This window comes from Nocardiopsis sp. CA-288880, assembly GCF_050955985.1.
Taxonomy (GTDB): domain Bacteria; phylum Actinomycetota; class Actinomycetes; order Streptosporangiales; family Streptosporangiaceae; genus Nocardiopsis; species Nocardiopsis tropica.
Map to the genome: position 1 here is coordinate 5358360 of NZ_CP192105.1, position 20310 is coordinate 5378669.

Annotated in this window: 19 protein-coding genes and 2 pseudogenes; 4 read left to right on the forward strand and 17 right to left on the reverse strand. The window is 74.9% G+C overall.

Features of this window, described 5'->3' with window-relative positions; genetic code table 11:
- Nucleotides 1–58: 58 nt before the first annotated feature.
- The 8 genes and pseudogenes from ACQPYD_RS23175 to ACQPYD_RS23210 form a co-directional block, all read right to left on the reverse strand.
- Complete coding sequence (locus tag ACQPYD_RS23175) at nucleotides 59–937, reverse strand: F510_1955 family glycosylhydrolase (protein WP_433697673.1); 879 nt, start codon at nucleotides 935–937, stop codon at nucleotides 59–61.
- Nucleotides 938–1006: 69 nt separating this feature from the next.
- Nucleotides 1007–1636, reverse strand: coding sequence for a DUF305 domain-containing protein (locus ACQPYD_RS23180; RefSeq protein WP_433697674.1), 630 nt, complete (start codon nucleotides 1634–1636; stop codon nucleotides 1007–1009).
- Nucleotides 1637–1760: 124 nt separating this feature from the next.
- Nucleotides 1761–2255: a DUF6153 family protein gene (locus tag ACQPYD_RS23185; RefSeq protein WP_433697675.1), complete on the reverse strand. Its 495-nt coding sequence runs from the start codon at nucleotides 2253–2255 to the stop codon at nucleotides 1761–1763.
- Nucleotides 2256–3103: 848 nt separating this feature from the next.
- Nucleotides 3104–3493: pseudogene (locus ACQPYD_RS23190) on the reverse strand (STAS domain-containing protein); the annotation flags it as partial.
- Nucleotides 3481–3576, reverse strand: a pseudogene (locus tag ACQPYD_RS23195) (MerR family transcriptional regulator); the annotation flags it as partial. The pseudogenes ACQPYD_RS23195 and ACQPYD_RS23190, both read right to left, overlap by 13 nt.
- A gap of 155 nt (nucleotides 3577–3731) precedes the next feature.
- Nucleotides 3732–3983 carry a hypothetical protein gene (locus tag ACQPYD_RS23200; protein WP_267945641.1) on the reverse strand — a complete coding sequence of 84 codons (252 nt, stop codon included), beginning with the start codon at nucleotides 3981–3983 and terminating at the stop codon, nucleotides 3732–3734.
- A 2-nt stretch (nucleotides 3984–3985) separates the two neighbouring features.
- Nucleotides 3986–5332 carry a TRAP transporter large permease subunit gene (locus ACQPYD_RS23205; protein WP_433697676.1) on the reverse strand — a complete coding sequence of 449 codons (1347 nt, stop codon included), beginning with the start codon at nucleotides 5330–5332 and terminating at the stop codon, nucleotides 3986–3988.
- 217 nt (nucleotides 5333–5549) lie between these two features.
- Nucleotides 5550–6917: an NAD(P)-binding domain-containing protein gene (locus tag ACQPYD_RS23210; protein WP_433697677.1), complete on the reverse strand. Its 1368-nt coding sequence runs from the start codon at nucleotides 6915–6917 to the stop codon at nucleotides 5550–5552.
- A gap of 207 nt (nucleotides 6918–7124) precedes the next feature.
- Between ACQPYD_RS23210 and ACQPYD_RS23215 the strand changes: the two genes are divergently transcribed.
- Nucleotides 7125–7883 carry an IclR family transcriptional regulator gene (locus tag ACQPYD_RS23215; protein WP_433697678.1) on the forward strand — a complete coding sequence of 253 codons (759 nt, stop codon included), beginning with the start codon at nucleotides 7125–7127 and terminating at the stop codon, nucleotides 7881–7883.
- A gap of 75 nt (nucleotides 7884–7958) precedes the next feature.
- On the opposite strand, the gene ACQPYD_RS23220 is transcribed toward ACQPYD_RS23215, so the two are convergent.
- The 5 genes from ACQPYD_RS23220 to ACQPYD_RS23240 all read right to left on the reverse strand — a co-directional run bounded on the left by ACQPYD_RS23220 (nucleotide 7959) and on the right by ACQPYD_RS23240 (nucleotide 14830).
- Nucleotides 7959–9347 (reverse strand): tripartite tricarboxylate transporter permease, encoded by a 1389-nt coding sequence (locus ACQPYD_RS23220; RefSeq protein ID WP_344178708.1) that lies wholly within the window; start codon nucleotides 9345–9347, stop codon nucleotides 7959–7961.
- Nucleotides 9344–9760, reverse strand: a complete 417-nt coding sequence (locus tag ACQPYD_RS23225; protein ID WP_433697679.1) for a hypothetical protein — start codon at nucleotides 9758–9760, stop codon at nucleotides 9344–9346. The genes ACQPYD_RS23220 and ACQPYD_RS23225 overlap by 4 nt, the downstream gene beginning before the upstream one ends.
- Before the next feature lie 119 nt (nucleotides 9761–9879).
- Complete coding sequence (locus ACQPYD_RS23230) at nucleotides 9880–11148, reverse strand: hydroxymethylglutaryl-CoA reductase, degradative (protein WP_433697680.1); 1269 nt, start codon at nucleotides 11146–11148, stop codon at nucleotides 9880–9882.
- A 96-nt stretch (nucleotides 11149–11244) separates the two neighbouring features.
- Complete coding sequence (locus ACQPYD_RS23235; RefSeq protein ID WP_433697681.1) at nucleotides 11245–13179, reverse strand: helix-turn-helix domain-containing protein; 1935 nt, start codon at nucleotides 13177–13179, stop codon at nucleotides 11245–11247.
- Between the two features lie 169 nt (nucleotides 13180–13348).
- Complete coding sequence (locus ACQPYD_RS23240; protein ID WP_433697682.1) at nucleotides 13349–14830, reverse strand: DHA2 family efflux MFS transporter permease subunit; 1482 nt, start codon at nucleotides 14828–14830, stop codon at nucleotides 13349–13351.
- Between the two features lie 119 nt (nucleotides 14831–14949).
- Here ACQPYD_RS23240 and ACQPYD_RS23245 point away from each other — a divergent pair, with 119 nt between their 5' ends.
- Nucleotides 14950–15555 carry a TetR/AcrR family transcriptional regulator gene (locus tag ACQPYD_RS23245; protein WP_433697683.1) on the forward strand — a complete coding sequence of 202 codons (606 nt, stop codon included), beginning with the start codon at nucleotides 14950–14952 and terminating at the stop codon, nucleotides 15553–15555.
- Nucleotides 15556–15618: 63 nt separating this feature from the next.
- Here the strand turns inward: ACQPYD_RS23245 and ACQPYD_RS23250 are convergent, their stop codons facing one another.
- Both ACQPYD_RS23250 and ACQPYD_RS23255 read right to left on the reverse strand, forming a co-directional pair.
- Nucleotides 15619–15801 carry a DUF397 domain-containing protein gene (locus tag ACQPYD_RS23250; protein WP_433697684.1) on the reverse strand — a complete coding sequence of 61 codons (183 nt, stop codon included), beginning with the start codon at nucleotides 15799–15801 and terminating at the stop codon, nucleotides 15619–15621.
- The gene (locus ACQPYD_RS23255) at nucleotides 15798–16532 is read right to left on the reverse strand and encodes a helix-turn-helix domain-containing protein (RefSeq protein ID WP_433697685.1); all 735 of its coding nucleotides are present in this window, start codon (nucleotides 16530–16532) and stop codon (nucleotides 15798–15800) included. Before ACQPYD_RS23255 ends, ACQPYD_RS23250 begins: the two co-directional genes overlap by 4 nt.
- 143 nt (nucleotides 16533–16675) lie before the next feature.
- Between ACQPYD_RS23255 and ACQPYD_RS23260 the strand changes: the two genes are divergently transcribed.
- Nucleotides 16676–17017 (forward strand): hypothetical protein, encoded by a 342-nt coding sequence (locus ACQPYD_RS23260; protein ID WP_433697686.1) that lies wholly within the window; start codon nucleotides 16676–16678, stop codon nucleotides 17015–17017.
- A gap of 246 nt (nucleotides 17018–17263) precedes the next feature.
- Nucleotides 17264–17575 (forward strand): twin-arginine translocase TatA/TatE family subunit, encoded by a 312-nt coding sequence (locus ACQPYD_RS23265; RefSeq protein ID WP_433697687.1) that lies wholly within the window; start codon nucleotides 17264–17266, stop codon nucleotides 17573–17575.
- A gap of 155 nt (nucleotides 17576–17730) precedes the next feature.
- On the opposite strand, the gene ACQPYD_RS23270 is transcribed toward ACQPYD_RS23265, so the two are convergent.
- Nucleotides 17731–19044, reverse strand: a complete 1314-nt coding sequence (locus ACQPYD_RS23270) for an NtaA/DmoA family FMN-dependent monooxygenase (RefSeq protein WP_433697688.1) — start codon at nucleotides 19042–19044, stop codon at nucleotides 17731–17733.
- 237 nt (nucleotides 19045–19281) lie between these two features.
- Nucleotides 19282–20307 carry an LLM class flavin-dependent oxidoreductase gene (locus ACQPYD_RS23275; RefSeq protein WP_433697689.1) on the reverse strand — a complete coding sequence of 342 codons (1026 nt, stop codon included), beginning with the start codon at nucleotides 20305–20307 and terminating at the stop codon, nucleotides 19282–19284.
- Nucleotides 20308–20310 lie beyond the last annotated feature (3 nt).

Here is a 20310-nt window from a genome sequence, read left to right on the forward strand (position 1 = left end):
GGGCCGCAGAGGGACCGGGGGCCGCGGCCGCCATGGGTGCGACCGCGGCCCCCTGCCCTCACCAGGAACCGAAGACGGAACCGCCGTCGGTGGACCGGACCACCCGGTCGCCGGCCACCGCGACGACCTGGTCGGCGTCGGCGTGGAGCGCCTGCGCCCCGCCGTCGATCCGTCCGGCCGGCTCCCACGACGCGCCGGCGTCCTCACTGCGGTGGACGCCGCCGTCCGGCGCCACCCCGAGGACGGTGACCGTCCCCGGGACCCAGTCGACCAGCGCCAGCAGCGGCGCCCCGTCGACGGCGGAGAACCCGGACCCGCCGTCGGTCGAGCGCACCAGCCCGCCCCGCGTGGTCGCCACGACGGTCCGGCCGTCGTCGGCCACTCCCAGGGAGAACGGTTCGACGCCCTCGTCGAGCTCCTCCCACGTGGTGCCGTCCTCCGTCGCGCGCAGGGCGCCGTCGAACCCGACCACCCTGTCGGGCGTCGCGGCCAGGGCGTGGAAGTCCGACCGCCCCGCCCTCGACAGCGCCTGCCAGGTCGACCCGCCGTCGCGGGACTCGATCAGGCCCACCGGGTCGGGCATGTCCACCCCCGGACCGGGGTGTCCGCTCGCCACGTAGCGCCCCGGTCCGGCGACCGCGAAGCCCATCAGGTCGATGGCCGGACCGACCCCGCGCGCCTCGGCGGCCCCCTCCCCCTCGCCCGGAGCGGGCAGGACGTAGAGGCCCTCGTGGGTGGCGACCAGGATGTCGCCGCTCTCGGGGTCGACGTCCACGGCGTGCACGTGCGACACCTCCCCGGGCAGCGCGACGCCCGCCGCGCCCGCCCCGGACGACCGGTCGGCCCCCTCCTGCCCCTCCGCCGCGCACCCGGCCGCCATCACCGCCAGGACCGCCGTCGCGGCCGCGGCCGACAGCCGCCTCTGACTCGTACTCACTCTTCCCACCGATTCCTCCGAAGGCCGATCGGGCGCCGGGCCGGTCGCCCGGCGCCCGCGTGGACGCGGTCAGTGACCGCCGTGCTCCCCGCTCCCGGAGGACTCGTCCCGGTCGCCGCCACCGGCGCCGCCGAGCATGGTGTCCATCAGCTCGATCTCGGACCGCTGCGCGTCGACGATCTCCCGCGCCAGCTCCCGGGCCCCGGGGTCGGCGCCCTCCTCCAGCTCCGTCTCGGCCATCGCGACGGCCCCCTCGTGGTGGAGGACCATCAGCTCCAGGAACAGGGTGTCGAAGGCCTCGCCCTCGGCCTGCTCCAGCTCGGCCATCTGCTCCTGCGACAGCATGCCGTCCATGCCCGCGTGGTCCCCGGCGCCGGTGTCGCCGGTGTCCTCGCCCCACGACTCCAGCAGGCCGTTCATCCTGTCGATCTCCGGCCCCTGGGCCGCCTCGATCTCCTCCGCCAGCGCGCGGACGTCCTCACCGGCCCGCGTCCGGGCCAGCTCCGACATCTCCACGGCCTGGCGGTGGTGCGGGATCATCATCCGGGCGAACTCCACGTCCGCCCCGTTGAACGCGGCGGCGCCCTGGTCGGCCGCCTCCGGCGCCGGGCCGTCGCCGGTCCCGCCGCACGAGGCCAGGAGCAGGGCTGCGGCGACCGCGGCCGCCGCCGAGGCGAGGGTGCGCTTGTTCTCGGTCATGGTCGGTCCTTCTCTCTTCCGTGTGGTCCTGTCGCCGCGCGCCCGGACCGGGCCGGCGCGGCGTCGCTGCAGGGGTGTCGGCCGGACGGCGCACCGGGTTCGGCGGGCGCCGTCCGCTGGGCTCCTATATGCGGAGCACCTGCAACCGGGCGAGAGAGGGCGGGTCGGGGGGCCGGCGCAGGGGCCCGGACGACCGCCGGACCGACGGCGGTGTGTGCGAGGGCGCTCCGGGCCACCGGGCGAACGCCACCGCGGCGACCCCCAGGAGGACGGCCGCCAGGCCGAGGACCGCCAGGCACATGAGCGCGGGGTCCGTGGGCGGGGGCTCGGCGGCGCCGGGGCCGGGCGCCGCCCGCTCCGGGACGGCGGCCGCCGGGGAGGCGTCGGTGTCGGCGGCACCGCCCTGCCACGCGGCCACGGCCGTCGGCGCGGGTCCGCCGCCGTGGTGGCCCTCGGACACGTGCCCGAGCGTGTGCATCGCGCCCACGCCCAGCACGAGCGCGGCCGTCAGCAGGAGCCGCAGCCGGGCGGGCCTCGGTCGCGGGCGCGCCGCCGACCGCCGCCGGGCCCCGGCAGGGGTTCTCGGCGTGTTCCGGCGGTCCGGGTCGGGCGCGGTCACGCCGGCCTCGCTCTGCGGCGTGCTCCGCGCGGTCCTCGGGCACGGTGGTCGTCCATGTCGGCCTCGTCATGGGGTGGCGCGCTCCGTGGAGCGCTGCGGGACGGAAGGCGTCGTCGGGGCCTGCGCGGCGCGGGCCGCGGGCCGGGGGCGGCGGCGCCTCCGGAGCGGGCGCCGCGGACACCGCACCGGCGCCGGGGTCGGCGGAGGTCCGGAGGGGCGGCGCCCGGGGCGCGGCCGGGCGCGTCGGCCCGGCGCCCCTCAGGACGTGAGGGGCCGTGGGCGGACGCGCGGGCGCGCGTGCTCGGAGGTGCTGCCGGTCGGCCGGTCTACACCCGGCGGACGCACAGGGACACGAGTGCTCTCGTGCCCGCGAGGGGCAGCCCCCGGCGGCGCCGCGGCGGACGGTGGCCGCCGACCGGGCGCGGCGCGGGGAGGAGCGGGCCGGCGAGCGCGAAGACGCCGAGGCCCAGCAGGGCGGACGCGGAGAGGGACCCGCCGCGCTGGTCGGCCACGACGTCCGCGTCCTCGTCACAGGTGCCGTGCCCGTCGGCGTGCGGTGCGTCGGGGACGAGGGCCGCGTGTGCGGCCGTCCCGCCCGCCGCAGGCGGGGAGGCGACGGAGGCCTCGGACGGAGCCGCGTGCGGATGGCACAGCAGGACGGCCACGAGGCCCAGGGCCGACAGCACGACGAGGGCCGCCCTGGTCCAGAGCGGCCTCATCGTCGTCGCGGTTGCCGTGGCCACGTCCACGAGGTTACCCACACCGTCGGCCCGTCCGGCAGCGCCCCCGCAGATCCGTCCCGGGGGCGCCGCCGCCCCGGGACGGGTCCGTCTTCCGGGGCCCGGTCGGTGCCCGGCGGGGAGCTGGCCCGACAGCTCCCGGTGCAGGTGCGCGCCGGGCCGGTCGAGCCCGGTGGTCTCCACTTCCACGCCCACGCCGTGTTCGCGGAAGCGTTCGCTCACCTGGTCCGGAGCGGCGACCGCCGAGGAGTCCCACACGTGGGCCCCGCTCATGTCCGCCACGACCTTCTCCGCCCCCTCCTCGGTGCGGTCGAACCGGTCGACCAGCGCCCCGGTGGAGGCGGAGGAGACCTCGCCGTCGACCGAGTCCACGCGTGTGCCGCCCTCGGGGTCCGGCACGCTGGTGACACCCGCCCGCACGGCGGCCCCTCCGGCGAGGGTCGCCATCGACACGACCACGCCCGGGGCCGGATTGTGCGTGGCCACGACCACGCCGACGGCTCCACCAGCCCGGCCTCCCCGTAGCCGCGGATCGTACGCAGCGGCGGCCCCGTGCGCTCGGCGACCTCACCGATCCGCATGCGGTCCCCGCCCGTACGGGCCCCTCCTCGGGTACGACGCTCCACGGCCCCGGGGAGGGCCCGCAGCGCGGGACGCGCCTCCACGGGGGGACAAGCCCGACACGGCGCGCGGGCGGGAACGACCCGACCCGACCCGCCCGCCCCGGCCGTCGTGCCTACTCGCCCCCCTCGGCCGGTTCGGGCGCCAGGTAGTTGCCGATGTATCCGAGGACCCCGAACACCGCGGCGGCGGTGACCGTCGGCACGAACAGCCACGTGGAGCTGGCGGTGATCCAGTCCGGCCGCTGGGCCACCACCCCGGCCAGCTGGCCGAGGACGAGGAGGCTCCCGAGGGCGAAGCAGGCCAGGAGCCCGAGCTTGAAGAGCGCGCGGACGACGGTGAACGCCCGAGACTTGACGGCGGTCATGTTCAGCCCCCCAGGACCGGTAGGAAGCCCCATCCGATGAGGCAGCCGATGAGGAAGATCGGGATCATGTAGTACGCGATCAGCGGCAGGAACGTGCTCTCGGGGCGCGCCCCAGTCAGGCCCGCCGCCACGAAGATCGACCCGGAGGCCGGTGGGGACGCCCCCTCCGTGGAGGCGAACACGAGGATGGCGACGACCGCGAGGAGCGGGTCCACGCCCACGCCCACCAGGGCCAGGAAGGAGATCTGGCCCACCGCCGTGAGGGTCGCCGTGGACGAGAGCGGCCCGGCGACCAGTGCCACCACCAGGCCGACCACGGCGACGAGCAGGAAGCGGTTGACCGGCAGGTCCGCGAGCAGCGCGTTGACGTCCCCGGCGAGCCCCAGCCGGCCGAGGATCTCGCTGGCCGCGATCGCGAAGAACAGCAGCGCGCCGATGGTGGCGAACTTGGGCATGGCTCCGTCGAGCAGCGCCGACCAGCCCCGGAGGTTCCCGGGCAGCCGGTCGCGCCCCGCGACGAGGGAGAACCCGATGATCATGATCGGGATCCAGGTCAGCAGGGAGATCTCGCCCAGTGCGTCGCCGACGGGGGTGGACGTCGCGAGGAAGTCGGCCACGGGGCCGATCGTGACGACGATGGGGATGAGGGCGCCCAGGAAGATCGACAGCGCGCCCGCGCCCTCCCTGAGCGACGTGCGCAGGGGGACGAGGTCGTGCCTGTCGGCCTTGGGGATGCCGTCCCTGCGGACGAAGTACATGACCAGGCCGATCCTGAGCAGGATCTGGTAGGCGCCGGCCGTGAGCAGGGCCAGGTAGACCTGGCCCGTGGTGACCATGCCGCCGGCGAACCCGACCATGATGACCATGGACGCGCTGGGCGGCAGGGCGGCGCCCATGCCCCCGTTGCCCGCGAGGACCGTCGCGGCGCGGGTGGGCGTCCACCCGGTGCGCACCATCCACGGCCCGGTGAAGGAGCCGCTGGAGGCGGTGTTGGCGGAGTTGGACCCCGAGAGGGAGCCGAAGACCGCCGACCCCGCCGTGTCGATGAACGCGGGGCCGCCGCGGATGCGCCCGAAGACCGAGTTGAGGATGGCCAGGATCTTCTGGATGAGACCCGTGACGTCGATCAGGTGGGCCATGAACACGAACGCCAGGGCGGCGTAGAGCACGTCGTGGGTGAGGGCGTCGGCGAGCCCGCCCAGCAGGTAGGCGGGGGCCTGCGCTCCGGCGAAGAGCGCGGTGGTGATCATCCCGAGGAGCATCGCCTCGCCCATGTTCCTCTTGAACACGACGTTCCAGACGATGATCACGGCGATGAAGGCCGCGAGGGCTAGGAGTGCGGTGGGCATGGTGCGACCTTCGGGGGTGGGGCGGGCTGGTGCTGGTGGCGGCCGGTCCCGGCAGGCTCCGCACCGGCGAGGGCCGTGGGGGCCGCGGAGCCGCCGAGGGCCGTGGGGGCCTCGGACACCGCGGGAACCGGGAGGGCCGCGGAGAGGGCTCCGGCGACGGGGAGGGCCGGACTCGCGGCGGCGGGGAGGGGCACGGCGGACGGGCCGGGGCGGCGTCTCATCCGCGTTCACCGCGGATGGCGTCGCGGCGGCGCGCCTCGTCCTCGACGACGGCCTGTGCGGCGCGGAGGGCCTGCTCGGCCTCCAGACGCGGGACGACGAACACGCCGTCGCCGTCGGCGACGACGATGTCCCCGGTGGCGCAGACGGCGCCGCCCACCGCGATCGGCACGCCGACGTGGCCGGGGCCGTCCTTGTAGGGCCCTGCCGGGGAGACCCCGGCCGCCCAGACGGGGAAGCCGAGGTCGCGGAGCTCGTCGACGTCGCGGACCGCCCCGTCGACCACCATGCCGCGGATGCCGCGGTTGAGGGCGCGCTCGGCGATGAGCTCGCCCAGCAGCGCGCGGGAGCGGTCCCCTCCGCCGTTGACCACCAGGACGTCCCCGGGGAGGGCCCGGCCGAGAGCCCGGTGCAGGGCCCGGTTGTCGCCGGGCCGCGTCAGGACGGTGAGCGCGCGCCCCGCGACACGGGCGCCGGGCCACACCGACCGGATGTGGGGGGCGACGAAGCCGAGGCGGTCGCGGCCGTCGCCGATGGCGGCGGTGGGGATCCCGGCGAACGCGTCGGCCAGGGCCCGGGTGTCGTCCTGGGCGCGGCGGGCCAGCGCCAGGTGGCGGTCGGCGGCTCCGGCGCTGACCGGGGCGTCGACGCCCAGTCCGGCGAGGAGGTCGATGCTGGCCCGGAGCTCACCGGACCTGCGCAGGGCGTGCAGGCGGGTGCCCTTGTTCAGGCGGTCCAGGGCGGCCGGGCCCTCGGACAGGGCGTCGGCGATCTGCTCGCGCACCCAGGCCTCCTCGCCCGCGGCGGCGCCGGCGTCCACGGCCTCGGTGATGAGGGCCCCCAGGCCCTTCATGAAGACGCTGCGCAGCAGTTTGCGGCGCGTGGCGTCGCCGACCTCGCCGCCGATGGGCTCGGTCCCGGCGTCGACCGCGCCCAGCAGGCGCACCGCGTCGCCGGAGGCCGCGCCGGACAGGAGCACCTTGGCCCTGGCGCCGAGCACCAGCACCGATCCGATGATCGCCCCGTCCACGACCCGCGCGGACGCGCCGAGGGCCTCCGCGACGCGGGTCTTGGTCTCCGGCGAGGAGGCGTTGAGGTCCACGTAGACCGCGTCGGCGCGCAGTGCGGGGCGGGCCGCCTCGGCGGCCGCGACCGCGTGCGCCGCCGTGGTGAGCCCGAGGACCAGGTCGGCTCCCGCGACGGCGTCGGCGGTGGAGGCGGCCCGCCCCGTTCCGGCGGGGGTGGGCGTCTCGCCCGGGTCGTAGCCCGAGACCTCCCAACCCGCCGCCGCGAACGCCGTGGCGTAGGTGGATCCGGCTTCGCCCAACCCGAGGACGGCGACCTTCATCGTCACACCTTCTATCATTCAGTGATAGTTACTATTACCAATTGAGAGGAAGTGTGACCTGCGACGCTTCACGCTGTCAACCCGGCGGAAACCCGTCCGCTACCTTGGGAGCGAGGACCGAGCGGCGGAACCGCCGTGCCCGCCGGGGCCGCGGCCCTCACGAAGGCGTCGGAACGGCCCCCGGGACAAGCCGGAATCGCAACGGAAGGGCTGGGGACAGCGAGTATGGGAGCCCCGACCGGGACCGGGAACCAGGGACGCACGCTCGACCGGGCCCTGGACGTCCTGGAGTGCCTGGAGCGTGCGCGCGGGCCGCTCCGGCTCAGCGAGATCGCCAGGGAGAGCGACCTCCACCTGGCCACGACCCAGCGGACCGTCAACCAGCTCGTGCGGCGCGGCTACATCCAGCAGGACGGCCTCGGGTACTCGCTCGGCCCGGTGATCCTGTCACTCGCCCACGCGTTCGTCGTCAACGACCGGCTCAGCACGGTCGCGACGCCGATCCTGACCGAGCTGTCGGCCTCGACCGGGCTGACCTCGTCACTCTTCGTGCGCTCCGGGCCCGAACGCATCCTCGTCGCACGCGTGGACGGGGTGGACCCCCTGCGCTACCAGTTCCCCATCGGGCGGCGGGTCCCGCTGGACCTCGGCGGCGGCAAGGTCCTCCTCGCGCACGACGACGACGCGGAACTCGACGACTACCTCGCGGACCTGCCCGACGCCCGCCTCGCGGACGGACGGGTGCAGACCCCGGACGACCTGCGCGCGGAGCTCGACCGCATCAGGGAGACCGGCTACCACCTGGCCGAGTCCGAACGCGAGCTCGGTGCGCTCAGCCTCACCCGGCCGGTCCCCGGCCACGACGGCGGCGCGGCGGCGGCCATCAACCTGGTGACGACCGCGGAGACGACCACTCCGGAGGAGCTCCTGGCCCTCCTGCCCGAGATCTCACGCGCCGCCGGGGCCATCGGCGCCAGGATCTAGCACGGCGGGGCCCACAGCCGGGCATGCGCGGGCCCCGGCCGCGCGATCGCGACCGGGGCCTGCGGAACGAACCCCTCAGCCAACCAGGGCCAGCAGGGCCGGGACGGTCAGGACCGCCACGTAGAAGCCCATGAACTGCACACCCGTGTGCATGTTGAGGAACTTGTTCAGGAGCCCTCCGACCAGGCCGACCGTGAGGGTCACCCCGACCGCGAGCAGCCCGCCCTCGTACAGGCAGATCACCATGATCAGACCGGCGAAGGCGCCGATGATCGCCTCGTGGGAGACCTTGCGCATCACGAACGAGGCGGCGCGGTGCGCGTAGGTCATCGCGAAGGGGTACGCCACGGCCGACGCCAGCGCCACGCCCAGCAGCCCGTACACCAGGAACTCGCCGCCCGACAGCAGGTCGTGCAGGTTGTTCGTGGCACCGGTCTCGGTGTCCACCGTGTACACGGGCGGCGCGTTGAACAGCGGCGCGGCCGGGCCGGCGGCCATCGGCGAGAGCGGCAGGCCCAGCGCGATCAGCGGGATCAGCGTCTCGGCGATGTAGGTGGACTCGGTCGTGCCGTTGCGCACCGACATCACCGAGGTCAGCCGGTGGTAGCCGTTCTTGATGCGCGCGCCGGCGATCTCGCCCATCAGCACGGTCATGGCCACCGGGGAGAACACGAACGTCGCGCTGGAGACGCCGGCCGCCGCGCTCGTGTACCCCAGCTGCTTGCGGTCCAGCACCTTCAGCGGGTTGGGCAGCCGCCCCTTCCAGGTCCGGGTGTCAGGGGCCAGGTCGAAGGTGCGCGGCGCCTCCCGGCGCAGCGAGGCGCGCCCCGACGGCGACAGCGCCATGAGCAGGTCGGCGATCAGCGGGCCGGTCGCGATGCCCAGGAAGAAGCTGATCGACAGGGACGTCCCGGTGGTGTTCGTGACGAAGGCCTGGAGGCCCACGACCAGCAGCACGAACGGCACCAGCGCCAGCACGGAGGCCAGGCGGCCCTTGGAGGTGTAGGCGATGAGCACGGCCGCGGCCACGAAGATCCACGGCGCCGCCCTGCCGATGGTGTCGGCGAAGGGGCTGAGCAGCCAGGCGAACAGCACCGCCAGCGGCACCGAGATGAACGCGGCGACCACACCGCCCGAGATGGCCTTGCGCAGCGCGATGTGCGGCACCCCGAGTTCGCGCAGCATCTGCGCGTCCCTGAGCATCGGCACCGCCATGGTGTCGCCGGGGATGCCCAGCAGCGTGGTGGGGATGGCGTGCGTGATGTGCTTGGCGACGATCCCCGCCATGAAGAACGTGAACACCCCGGGCGCGGGGACGCCCAGCAGCACCACGAGCAGGGTCAGCGGCGCCACCGTCGCGGTCTCGTCGGTGCCCGAGACCAGTCCGATCAGCGCGAAGACCATCGCGCCGACCAGGCCCATGCCCAGGGCCCAGGCGGCGTCGGTGAGCAGTTCGGGGCTCATTCGGCCACCGTCCCGCCGCGGCGCTCGTGCTGCGCGCGCAGGTCCTCGTACAGGCCCAGCGCGCGGATCTCGTCCTGGACGGGGCCGGGCAGCTCGCCGGGGTCGCCCAGGGGCCCGTACTCGGCCTCGATGGCGTCCATCGCCTCCGCGCGGCCCTCGCGGGAGGACTGCTGCTCGGTGACCACGCGCTTGGGCGCGAAGAGGCGGGCGCCGACGAACCCGGCGATCAGGCAGCCGGCCAGGCCCACGAGCAGGGCGTAGGACCCGGACAGGGAGTCGTCGCCGGAGCCGCGGGAGAAGAAGAGGTCGGCGACCAGGTAGAGGGGGGTGGCGATGCCCACGCCGAGCGCGATCGCGCCGAGCGTGTGCCGGGAGTCGACGGTGTCGCCCCAGATCTCCAGGAGGTTGGACATGGTTGGTTCCGTTCACTGAGGGTGGCGGACGCGCGGAGGGCCCTGCGGCCCCGGGCGCCGCGCCGGGTGGGGGCGCGCGGGGGCGGCGGCTGCCGCGCCCCGGCACGGGGTCCGGTGCGTCACCGGCTCCGGATCTCGGCCAGGACGGCCTCGGCGCGGTCGTGCCGGAAGGCCTTCTCCGAGATCAGGACCGCCACGACCCGGTCCACCTCGCCGCCGGCGGCGCCGACGGCGATGGCGATGTTCTTCGCGTGCAGGGACATGTGCCCCCGCTGGATGCCCTCGCCCGCCAGGGCGCGCACGGCGGCGATGTTCTGGGCGAGGCCGACCGCGGTGACGAGCTCGCCCAGTTCCCGGGCCGTGGTCACCTCCGTGACGGCGATGGCCGCGCGCGCGGCCGGGTGGGAGCGGGTCGCCCCGCCGACCAGGCCGACCGGCATCGGCAGCTCCAGGGTGGCCACGATGTCGCCGTCCGCGTTCTTCTCGAAGGTGGACAGCGAGGAGTAGACGCCGTCGGCGTTCACGGCGTGGGAGTGGGCGCCCGCCTCGACCGCGCGGGTGTCGTTCCCGGTGGCCAGGACCACGGCGGACACGCCGTTCATGATGCCCTTGTTGTGGGTGGCGGCCCGGTACGGGTCGGCGGCGGCGAGCCGGTAGGCGTGGATCATGTCGTCCACGATCTCGGCCCCGCCGAGGGCTTCGGCGTCCAGGACGGCGCGGGCCCGGCTCAGCCGCAGGTCGGCCTTGTTGGTGAGGATGCGCAGCACGGCCCGGCCGCCCGCGATCTCCGCCAGGCGCGGGGCCACGGCCTCGGCCATGGTGTTGACGGCGTTGGCGCCCATGGCGTCGCGCACGTCCACGACCAGGTGCGCGACGACGTAGGTGGCGCCGGGCGCCTCGACGGTGCGCACGACCAGGTCCAGGACCCCGCCCCCCACCTCGGCGAGCTTGGGGTCCTGCTCGGCGGCGAGGGCGATCAGCTCGTCGCGGGCCTCCAGCACCCGCAGCCGGGCCCCGGCCGGGTCGACGACGTCCACGACCTGCACCTGGGCCTGCATGACGGGTCCGGTGCTGCTGGTGGTGAAGCCGCCCCGCACCCGGGCGATCCGGGCGGCGTTGCTCGCCGCCGCGACCACGGACGGCTCCTCGGTGGCCATCGGCACCAGCACGTCCCGCCCGTTGACGGTCACGTTGGTGGCGATGCCGACGGGGATGCCCATGACCCCGACGACGTTCTCGATCATGTGCTCGGCGGCCTCCACGCCCAGCCCGCCCGGCTCCAGGGCGTCGAACACGGCGGGCTCCACGCCGCTCTCCCTCGCCACGGCCTCCCGGCGCTCCTGGACCGTGAGCGTGCGGAACCCGGTCAACCTGCTGTTCTGAGCCACTGCGTGCTTCCCCCGTGGAACGGGCACCGGTGTGCGGTGCGTCACTGCTGTCGGGTCCATGTAAGCAGCGAACGTCACACGGACGACATGTCCGGTTCAGACAACGGGGGCCGCGTTCACATGTCTGTTTCCTGCAGTGCGCAGCCGGTGGAGGCGCGCGGCGACGCCCACCCGGAACATCGGGTCGGGGGACCTCCAGTCCGGTCCGAGCAGGGCGGTCACCCTCTCCAGGCGCTGCTTGACGGTGTTGGGGTGCACGTACAGGGCCCGTGCGGCACGGGAGACGCTGCCGCCGCCGTCGGCGTAGGCGGCGATGGTCGCGGCCAGCTCGGTGCGGTGCTCGCGGTCCCAGTCGACGACGGGGCCGATCATCCGGTCGACGAAGGCGAGCGCCCGGACGCCGTCGGTGCCGAACATCGCCAGGTAGGGGGCGTACTCGTCGGCCTCGTGCGCCCCGTCGGACACGCCCAGCGCGGGCAGGAGGCCGGCGCACTCCCACGCCTCGGCGAGGGCCGCGCCGATGCCGGCCGGGCCGCTGACCCGGGAGGCGACCGCGAGCATGGGCCCCTCCTCCCGCGCGCCCCGGCTGCGGCGGACCTGGCGGGCCGCCTCGCCGGGGTCGCCCCCGGGGACCAGCACCGCCACGCCCTCCCCCTGGGCCGCGACCAGCCACCTGCGGCTGGCGGCGGACAGCGTGCGCAGCAGCGGGTGGCGCGCCCGGTCGGGGACCGGCACCACCACCCCCGACCAGGGCTGGTCGAGGACGATTCCGCGTGCGGCGGCCCGCCGCTCCAGCGCGTCCATGTCGGCCGATCCCGAGACCAGGTCCAGGGCGAGTTCGCCCCGCACCCGCTCCTCCGCGTCGGTCAGGGCCTCGCGCTGCATGGTCAGCAGGGCCACGATCTGCCCCGAGCGCTCGATGGTGCGGCGCTCCACGTCGGTGAGCGGGGCCGGGCCGACGCCCACGAGCAGCAGGCCCAGCAGCTCCGAGCCCGCGATCGCGGCGGCGACGACGTCCAGGCCCTCGGCGCCGACCGGGGCGCAGTGGCCCGAGGCCCGGCTGCGCTCGGCGGCCCGCACCGCCGGGGCCGACAGCCGTCCCCGCGTCCACCAGCGACCGCCCCCCTCGGCGGTCGCGGCCACCGGCCGCAGCTCCCGGTCGGCGATGGCGACGGGCCGCCCCAGGGACTCGGCGAGCGTGGCCGCGACCTCGCGGGGGCCGTGGCCGGACAGCACCAGGGCGGTGAGCCGCTCGTGGACGCGGGCGGAGGCGTTCATGGCCTCCAGGTGGCGCTCGGCGCGGGACTGGGCGTCCTCGGCGCGGTCGGCGGCGTCGGTCACCGCCGAGAACAGCCGGGCGGTGTGCAGGATGACCGCGGCGTGGTCGGCGAAGGCCGACAGCAGCGCGATCTCGTCGCTGGCGAAGGAGCGTGTGGACCTGTCCGCGGCGAAGAGGACGCCGAGCACCTCGCCGTTGGCGGCCATCGGCACACCGAGCAGGGACCGCAGGCGCTCCTCACCCACGGCGGCGTCGATCTCGGGGTCGCGGTCGAGGTCGTGCTCCGCGCCGTAGTCGGCCGTCCACTGGGGCGACCGGGTGCGCACCACCCGGCTGGCGATGCCCATCCCCGCGGGGACGCGCAGCCCCTGGAAGCGCGGGGAGACCGTGCCGCGGCTCGCGCGGACGAACAGCTCGTCGGTGCTCTCGTCGTAGACGGAGAGGTAGGTGACGTCGGTGCTGACCAGGTCGTGGGCGCGGTCCACGAGTTTGCGCAGCAGGGCCTGCACGTCGCGGACCTCGACCAGGTCGCGTGTGCTGGCGATGAGGGCGGACAGCTCGCCGTCGCGGCGCCGCAGCCTGCCGAACCCGGCGGCCGCCCGCTGCGCGCGGACGACCACCCCTTCTCCCACGGGCCCCAGGAGCGAGCGCACGTCCTCGGCGGAGAGCTGGTCGCCCGACTCCACCCGGGCCAGCAGGTCGACGACCGCGCGCTGGGCCCGGGGATCGAGTGGCGCGGGAGTGTCGTGCATCACGGAAGTATCGCATCTCCTCAGGTGGGAGGGCATACCGGCCGCCGCCGGGCCGCGCTCCGCGCTCCCCCGGGGCGCGTTCCCGGCCCCGTGCGCCCCGTGCCGGGCGGCGCCCGCCCCGGGCGGAGGCCGGGCCCGGCCTCCGCCCGGGGCGCGGGTGCGACACGGGTCAGGCGTCGGCTCCCTCCCGGTCGCCGTCCCGGCCGAGGCGCCGCACGAACGGGGCGCACACCACCGCGACGAGGCCGAGGCAGCCGCCGATGACGAACGCGTCCTGTGTGCCGACCGCCTGCGCCCCGGCTCCGCCGAGGCCCGCCGCGGCCGCCGCGCCGATCGACATGGCGGCGACGAGCAGGGCCGTGCCGGCCGCTCCGGCCAACTGCTGGAGGGTGTTCATGATCGCGCTCCCGTGCCCGTAGAGGCTGCGCGGCAGCGCTCCGAGGGACAGGGTCATCAGCGGTGTCATCAGCATGGCCATGCCGACGCAGAACACCACGTGCATGGCGACCACGAGTCCGGCGGAGGTGTCGGCCCCCACCGTGCCCAGCCACCACTGGCCGCCGCACAGCAGGAGGGCGCCCGGGACGACCAGGGGGCGCGGTCCGACACTGTCGTAGATCCGGCCGATGAGCGGTGACAGGACGCCCTGGACCAGGCCGCCCGGCAGGAGGAGGAGCCCGGTCGTGAGCATGCTGAGGCCCAGCGCGGTCTGGAGGTAGATCGGCAGCACCACGACGGTGCCCAGCATCGTCGCCATGCAGACGACGACGATCACCAGGGAGACCCGGAAGTTGTGGACGGCGAACGGGCGCAGGTCCAGCAGGGCCGATCCGCTCCGCTGCAGGCGCACCTGGCGCACCGTGAACAGCGCGAGGGCCGCGACGCCGACCGCCAGTGCCGCCGGCGGCTGCCAGGCCCCCGCGACCGCGGCGCCCACGGAGGCCAGACCGTACACCAGTCCGCCGAAGCCGACCACCGAGAGCACGACGGAGAGCAGGTCCAGCGGCGCCCGGCGGGTCTCGTCGGCCACCCTGATGAACACGAGCCCGAGCACCAGCGTGACCACGCCGATCACCAGCATCAGGCCGAACACCCAGCGCCAGCCCAGGGAGTCGGCGACGACACCGGAGACCGTGGGTCCGATGGCCGGGGCCACGGAGATGACCACGGAGTTCAGGCCCATGACGGTGCCCCGGTGGGCGACCGGCACGGACGTGAGGGTGGTGGTCATGAGCAGGGGCAGGATGATCGCGGTCCCGCACGCCTGGACCACCCGGGCCAGCAGCATGGCGGTGAAGCCCGGGGCCGCGGCCGCCATCGCGGTTCCGGCGAGGAAGAGCAGGACGGCGGCCGTGAACAGGGCGCGCGTGGTGAACCGCTGGAGCAGGTAGCCCGTGGTCGGGATGACCACGGCCATGGTCAGCATGAACCCGGTGGTCAGCCACTGCACGGTGGTGGCCTCGACACGGAACTCCTGCATGAGCTGGGGCAGCACCACGCTGAGGACGGTCTCGTTGAGGATCATCAGCAGCGCGGAGACCGCCAGGACGGCGATGACCGGCGCGATCCGCGCGGTCGGCCGCGGGCCTCCCCCCTCCGGTGAGAGGGGCTCGGCAGCCGGGGGTTCGTCCCGGTTTCGGACGTGCGTCATGGGCACCTTCTTCTCGTCGGCAAACCCCGAGATAGTGTCACAATGCGCCAAGTTGTCGTAAGCTGACATGACTCGGTGTGCGCATCGTCACCGCGGGCGCGTGTGCTAGGAAGGACCGCATGAACGACGACGTCCCCCGCGACCTGCGCGCCAGGAGGCGCCTCACCACGCGCCAGGAGATCCACGAGGCGGCGCTCGCGCTGTTCGAGGAGCAGGGGGTCCGGGAGACGACCGTCCAGCAGATCGCCGAGCGGGCGGGCGTCTCCTCCCGCACCTTCTTCCGGCACTTCGAGTCCAAGGAGCAGGCGGGCCTGCCCGGCCAGCACCGGCTGCTCGGTGTGATCGACGGCCTGGAGGCGTCCGACCCCGAGCCCGCGGCCGTGCTGCGCGCCATCGAGTCCGCCGCGGAGAGCGCGATGGGACGGGAGAACGACCCCGGACTGGAGGAGCACCGCCGCCTCGCCCGGCTCCTCGCGCGCGAACCCGACCTCCGGGCGCTCGCGGCCTCCCAGGAGAAGGACTTGGCCGCACGGCTGAGGGCACGCGTCGCCGAGCAGGTCGGGGAGCACGACCCGGTGGCCGTGCTGCTGGTCGCCGAGGTGGCCGTGGCGGTGTGGCGCACGAGCTGGGAGCGGTGGGGCGAGATCTCCGCGGGCGGCGGAACCCAGGACCCGGTCGAGGTCTACCGGCACTGCCGCGGGGAGCTGCGCCGCGTCGTCGGCTGACCCCGTCCGCCGGGCCTCCCCGCGACCGGCGCCGGGCGTCGCGCGGCCGGGCCGCGGGCCGCCTCAGACCCGCTGCCGGGCCGCCTGCGAGCAGCCGAGGAACACCCGCCACTCGTCGGCGGGAAAGGACAGGAACCCCGCCTCCCGGTTGCGGGCGTCGCGCACGTCGGCCCCGCTCTCGTGCTCACGGGCCTCCACGCAGTGGGACCCGCTCTCGGAGTAGGTGGACTTGTGCCAGGCGTTCACAGCATCCCCCGCAGGAACTCGACCGTGTGGCTCACGGGAAGTGCCATGCTCAGCGCGTCGCGGACCTTCCTCTCCAGGACGGCCGTCTCGGAGGGCTCCTGGTGCACGAAGTTCCCCCCTCCGTGGTCCGAGGACGCAATGATCGTCCCGTCGCGCAACCTGTACACCTGGACCGGAGCAACCGATGCAAGGTACAGGGAGCCATTGGGGAACACCTGTACGGATGTCCGGCCTCGCGCCACCATGTGCAGGAGCGACTCCGCCTGCTCCTTCCTGACCGCTTCCGGCATCCATTCCAGTGCGAACTGCGGAAAAACGGCGGTGATCAGAGGATTGTTCCTTCCGACCAGCGCCTCGTACCTCCTCACCCGCAATTGCGACAAACGCTCTATTTCATCGTCCGACTCGGTCGGACGCCCCGCACGGAACACCTCGCGCGCATAGGACAGGCACTGCACCAGCCCCGGAACGACCGACACCGTGACCGTGTCGATCGTCACCGCCTCGTTCTCCAGGTCCCCCAGGGACCGCATGAACGACGGGATCTCCGCCCCGGCCACCTCCAGGCGCCACTCCCGCAGCAGCACCCCGTTGCCGCCGAGCAGGTCGCTCAGCTGCTTCACCCTGTCCTGGCGGGGGCGCGCCTTGCCGCTCTCCCACCGGGACAGGGTCGAGGCGGCGACACCGGAACCGAGCCTCTGGGCCAACTGGCGCTGCGTGTAGCCGTTCAATTCACGCGCCTTACGCAGAGATGTCCCGAAAATATTTGCACCCATGGTGGAAATTGAAGCACCGTGGTGCACATTCGACCACACGGACAGGGAGAAATTCCTATCGCTGGTGCGGCGGGGGGATTCTCCACGATGCTGGGGACATGGACCGAACGAACCTGAACACGGACGTGTTCGCCAGGGCGGCAGAGGCCTTCATGGACCTGAGGGGGCTCGCCTTCACCGTCGAGTGGCGGCGCTTCCCCTGGACCCCCGGGGCCGAGGTCGACCGGGCCCTGGTGGGGCCCGCCTACCTGGGCAACGTCTCCATCGGCCTCAAGAACGGCTTCAGCTGGGGCTACCAGGACCGCGACGGCACCTGGCGCTACGTCCACCGCGACCGGCTCCACCTCCTGGTGGACTCCGTCGTCGAGCACCGCGCCGGCCACGCCCCGCCCCTCCCCCGCCGCAGCGACCGCCGGGTGGGCGGGGAGCGCCGGGGCTGACGGGCGGGGCCCGGGCACGCGCGGCCGTGGGAGCGCGCCCGCGCCCACAGCCGCGACCGGGCACGGGCCGCCCGGACCCCGGCGGCCGGCGAACAGGACGGCGGGAGGCGCCCCGGCGGGACCACAGGACGCCCCCGGCGCCGCGACCGGCGGAGACGGGTCTAACATCGATCCGTCACGCCCGGACCCGCGCCCTGCCGCGGCAGGGCGCATCGGTACTACGGGAACCCACCTGAGGAGCCACACATGGGTATCGGAGCACGCGAGATCCTGGTCCTGCTCGTCATCGCGCTCCTGCTGTTCGGCGCGAAGCGTCTGCCCGCCCTCGCCCGCTCGCTGGGGCGCAGCGCACGCATCCTGAAGACGGAGCTCAAGGCCACCGACACCGGCGGGCAGTCCGGCGCGGACGCGGACTCCGGGTCCGGCGGCGCCGAGGACGCGGGCTCCGGCCCGTCTCCCCGGCAGGCCGCGCCCCTGCGGGCCGTGGCGCACGCCGCGGCGCCGACCGGACCTCCCCTGGAGGGCACGGTCGTCAGCCACCGCTCCGCCGACAGGTAAGAGCGGTTCCCCCCGCCCCGGCACGGAGGCGGTGCTCCCGGGGCGAGGCACGGAAGGCCTCCGGGCGGCGCGCGGGCGAAGGGTGCGCGCACGGCCCGGAGGGGCTTCGGGCGGTCTCCCCACCCGGTGCGGACACCGCCGCGGGGAGCGCGGGGTCAGCGGGGCGGGAGCCCCAGGTTCTCGCGGAGCGTCGCACCGGTGTACTCGGCGCGCAGAGCACGGCGCTCCTGGAGCAGGGGCACGACGCGGTCCACGAACTCGTCCAGCCCTCCCGGGGTGATGTGCGGGACCAGCACGAACCCGTCACTCGCGCGTTCGCGCACGTGCGTGATGATGTCCGCGGCCACCGACTCCGGGGTGCCCACGAACGTCTGGCGCGCGGACACCTCCACGACCAGGTCGCGGATGTTCAGCCGCTTGGCCTCGGCCAGCTCCCTCCACTCGCGCACCGTGGCCGCGGGGTCGCGGACCAGCCTGGTGCGGCCCCGGGTGATGCCGGTGTCCCCGACCACCGGGTCGGCGTCCGGCAGCGGACCCTCCGGGTCGTGGTCGGACAGGTCCCTGCCCCAGACCGATTCCAGGAACCGGATCGCGGTCTGCCCGCTCACCTGCTGGTAGCGGATGTGCAGCGCCTTCTCGTCGGCCTCGGCCGCGGTGTCGCCGACCGTGTACGTGACGGCGGGCATGATCAGCAGCGACTCCGGATCGCGCCCGTGGGCCCCCACCCGCCGCTTCACGTCGGCGTAGAACGCCTTGCCCTCCTCGAACCCGCCGTGCCGGGAGAAGACGACGTCGGCCGAGGCCGCCGCGAAGTCCCGCCCCTGCGGGGAGTCCCCCGCCTGGATGACGACCGGCTGCCCCTGCGGCGCCCGCGGCAGGGTGGGCCGCGCCTCGATGTCGAAGAACCGGTCGTGGTGGCGGGCCGTGCCGGCCCCCGTGCCGTCGGCGCCCTCGCCCGCCGCGTCCCAGAACGCGCGGACGGCGCGCACGAACGAGGAGGCCCGCTCGTAGCGGTCGGCGTGGTCGAGGTAGCCGCCGCGCCGGAAGTTCTCGCCGGTGAACGCGTCGGAGGAGGTCACCGCGTTCCACGCGGCGCGTCCCCCGCTCAGGTGGTCCAGGGTGGCGAGCTGGCGGGCGAGCTCGTAGGGCTCGTTGTAGGTGGTGCTGAGGGTGCCCGCCAGCCCGAGGTGGTCGGTCACCGACGCCAGTGCGGCGAGGACCGTGAGCGTGTCCGGCCGCCCCACCACGTCGAGGTCGTGGATCAGTCCCTGGTGCTCCCGCAGGCGCAGCCCCTCGGCCAGGAAGAGGTAGTCGAACCGTCCCCGTTCGGCGGTGCGCGCCAGGTGCTCGAACGAGGAGAAGTCGATCTGGCTCAGCGACGCCGGGTCGCTCCACACCGTCGTGTTGTTCACGCCCGGGAAGTGCGCGACCAGCCGCACCTGCCGGACCTCGGACTCACTGCCGCCCATCGCGTTCTCCTTCATCCGTCTGCGCCGTTCCCGCCCCAGCGGTCGTCCCCGCGCCCCGGCCGCGCCGGAGGCGCCGGGCCCTCCCGCGGCCCGGGACCTGCGCCCCGGCCGGGGGCGCGGTCCCCTTCCCCGCGCAGGCCTCCGGCTCCCGCGGCGGCGGGATCGGGCTCACCCCGAGTTCCAGTCCCATCCCGTACCGGTGTGCGTCCGCCTCGCCGCCCCCGGGCCCCGCCCCGCTCACGCGGGCGCGTAGCGGTTGGCGGGACGGGGCAGGCCGAAGCGGGCCCTCAGGGTGTCCTCGGCGTACTCCGCCCGGAACGCACCCGACTCCCGCAGCAGCGGCAGCACCCGCTCCGCGAACACGGGCAGGTCCGCGGCGGCCGAGGAGGGCCTGACCGTGAACCCGTCCACGACCCGCCCCCACTCCAGGAGGGTCTCGGCCAGCGCCCCCGGGGAGCCGGTGTGGGTCAGCCCCGGCAGCGCCCGGGCGGGTCCGGGCCGGCCCGGGTCGAGGAAGACGTTCACGTCGGCCAGCACCGACACCCGTTCCGGGTCGCGCCCCGCCTCCGCCACCGCCTCGCGCACCCGGGCCCGGGACGTGCGGGCCCCGCCCAGGGTGGCGGGGGCCACGAGCACCACGTCGGCGGTGGTCGCGGCCGCGCGCAGCGACGGTTCGCCGTCGGCGCGCACCACGACCAGCGGGTGCCCCTGGGGCGGGCGCGGGGTGATCGAGGGGCCGCGCACGCTCCAGCCCGGGCCCTCGAAGTCCACGTAGTGCAGCCTCTCCCTGTCGACGAACCTCCCGGTGGCGGTGTCGCGGATCTCCGCGTCGTCCTGCCAGCTGTCCCAGAGCCGCGACGCGACGTCGGCGACCGCCTCCGCCTCCGCCCAGAGCGCGGCGTCCGGGGCGGTCTCCCGGCGCCCGACGGCCCGGGCGTCGGCCTCCGTGCGCGACACCTCCACCCGCCAGCCCGCCCGCCCCAGGCTCGCGTGGTCCAGGGAGGCCACCGCCTTGGCCACGTGGAACGGCTCGGTGTGGGTGGTGGTGACCGTCGGCACCAGGCCGATCCGGCCGGTCAGCGGGGCGACGGCGGCCAGGGTGAGGAGGGCGTCGGGCCGGTCGGCCCCGGTGAGGGAGTCGTCCAGCGCCACGAAGTCGAGGGCGGCCTCCTCGGCGAGGCGCGCCGCCCCGGCGTACGAGGCGAGGTCGAACGGGTCCTCCACGCCGTCGAGGGAGGCGCCGATGTGCAGTGGGTAGGGCATGGT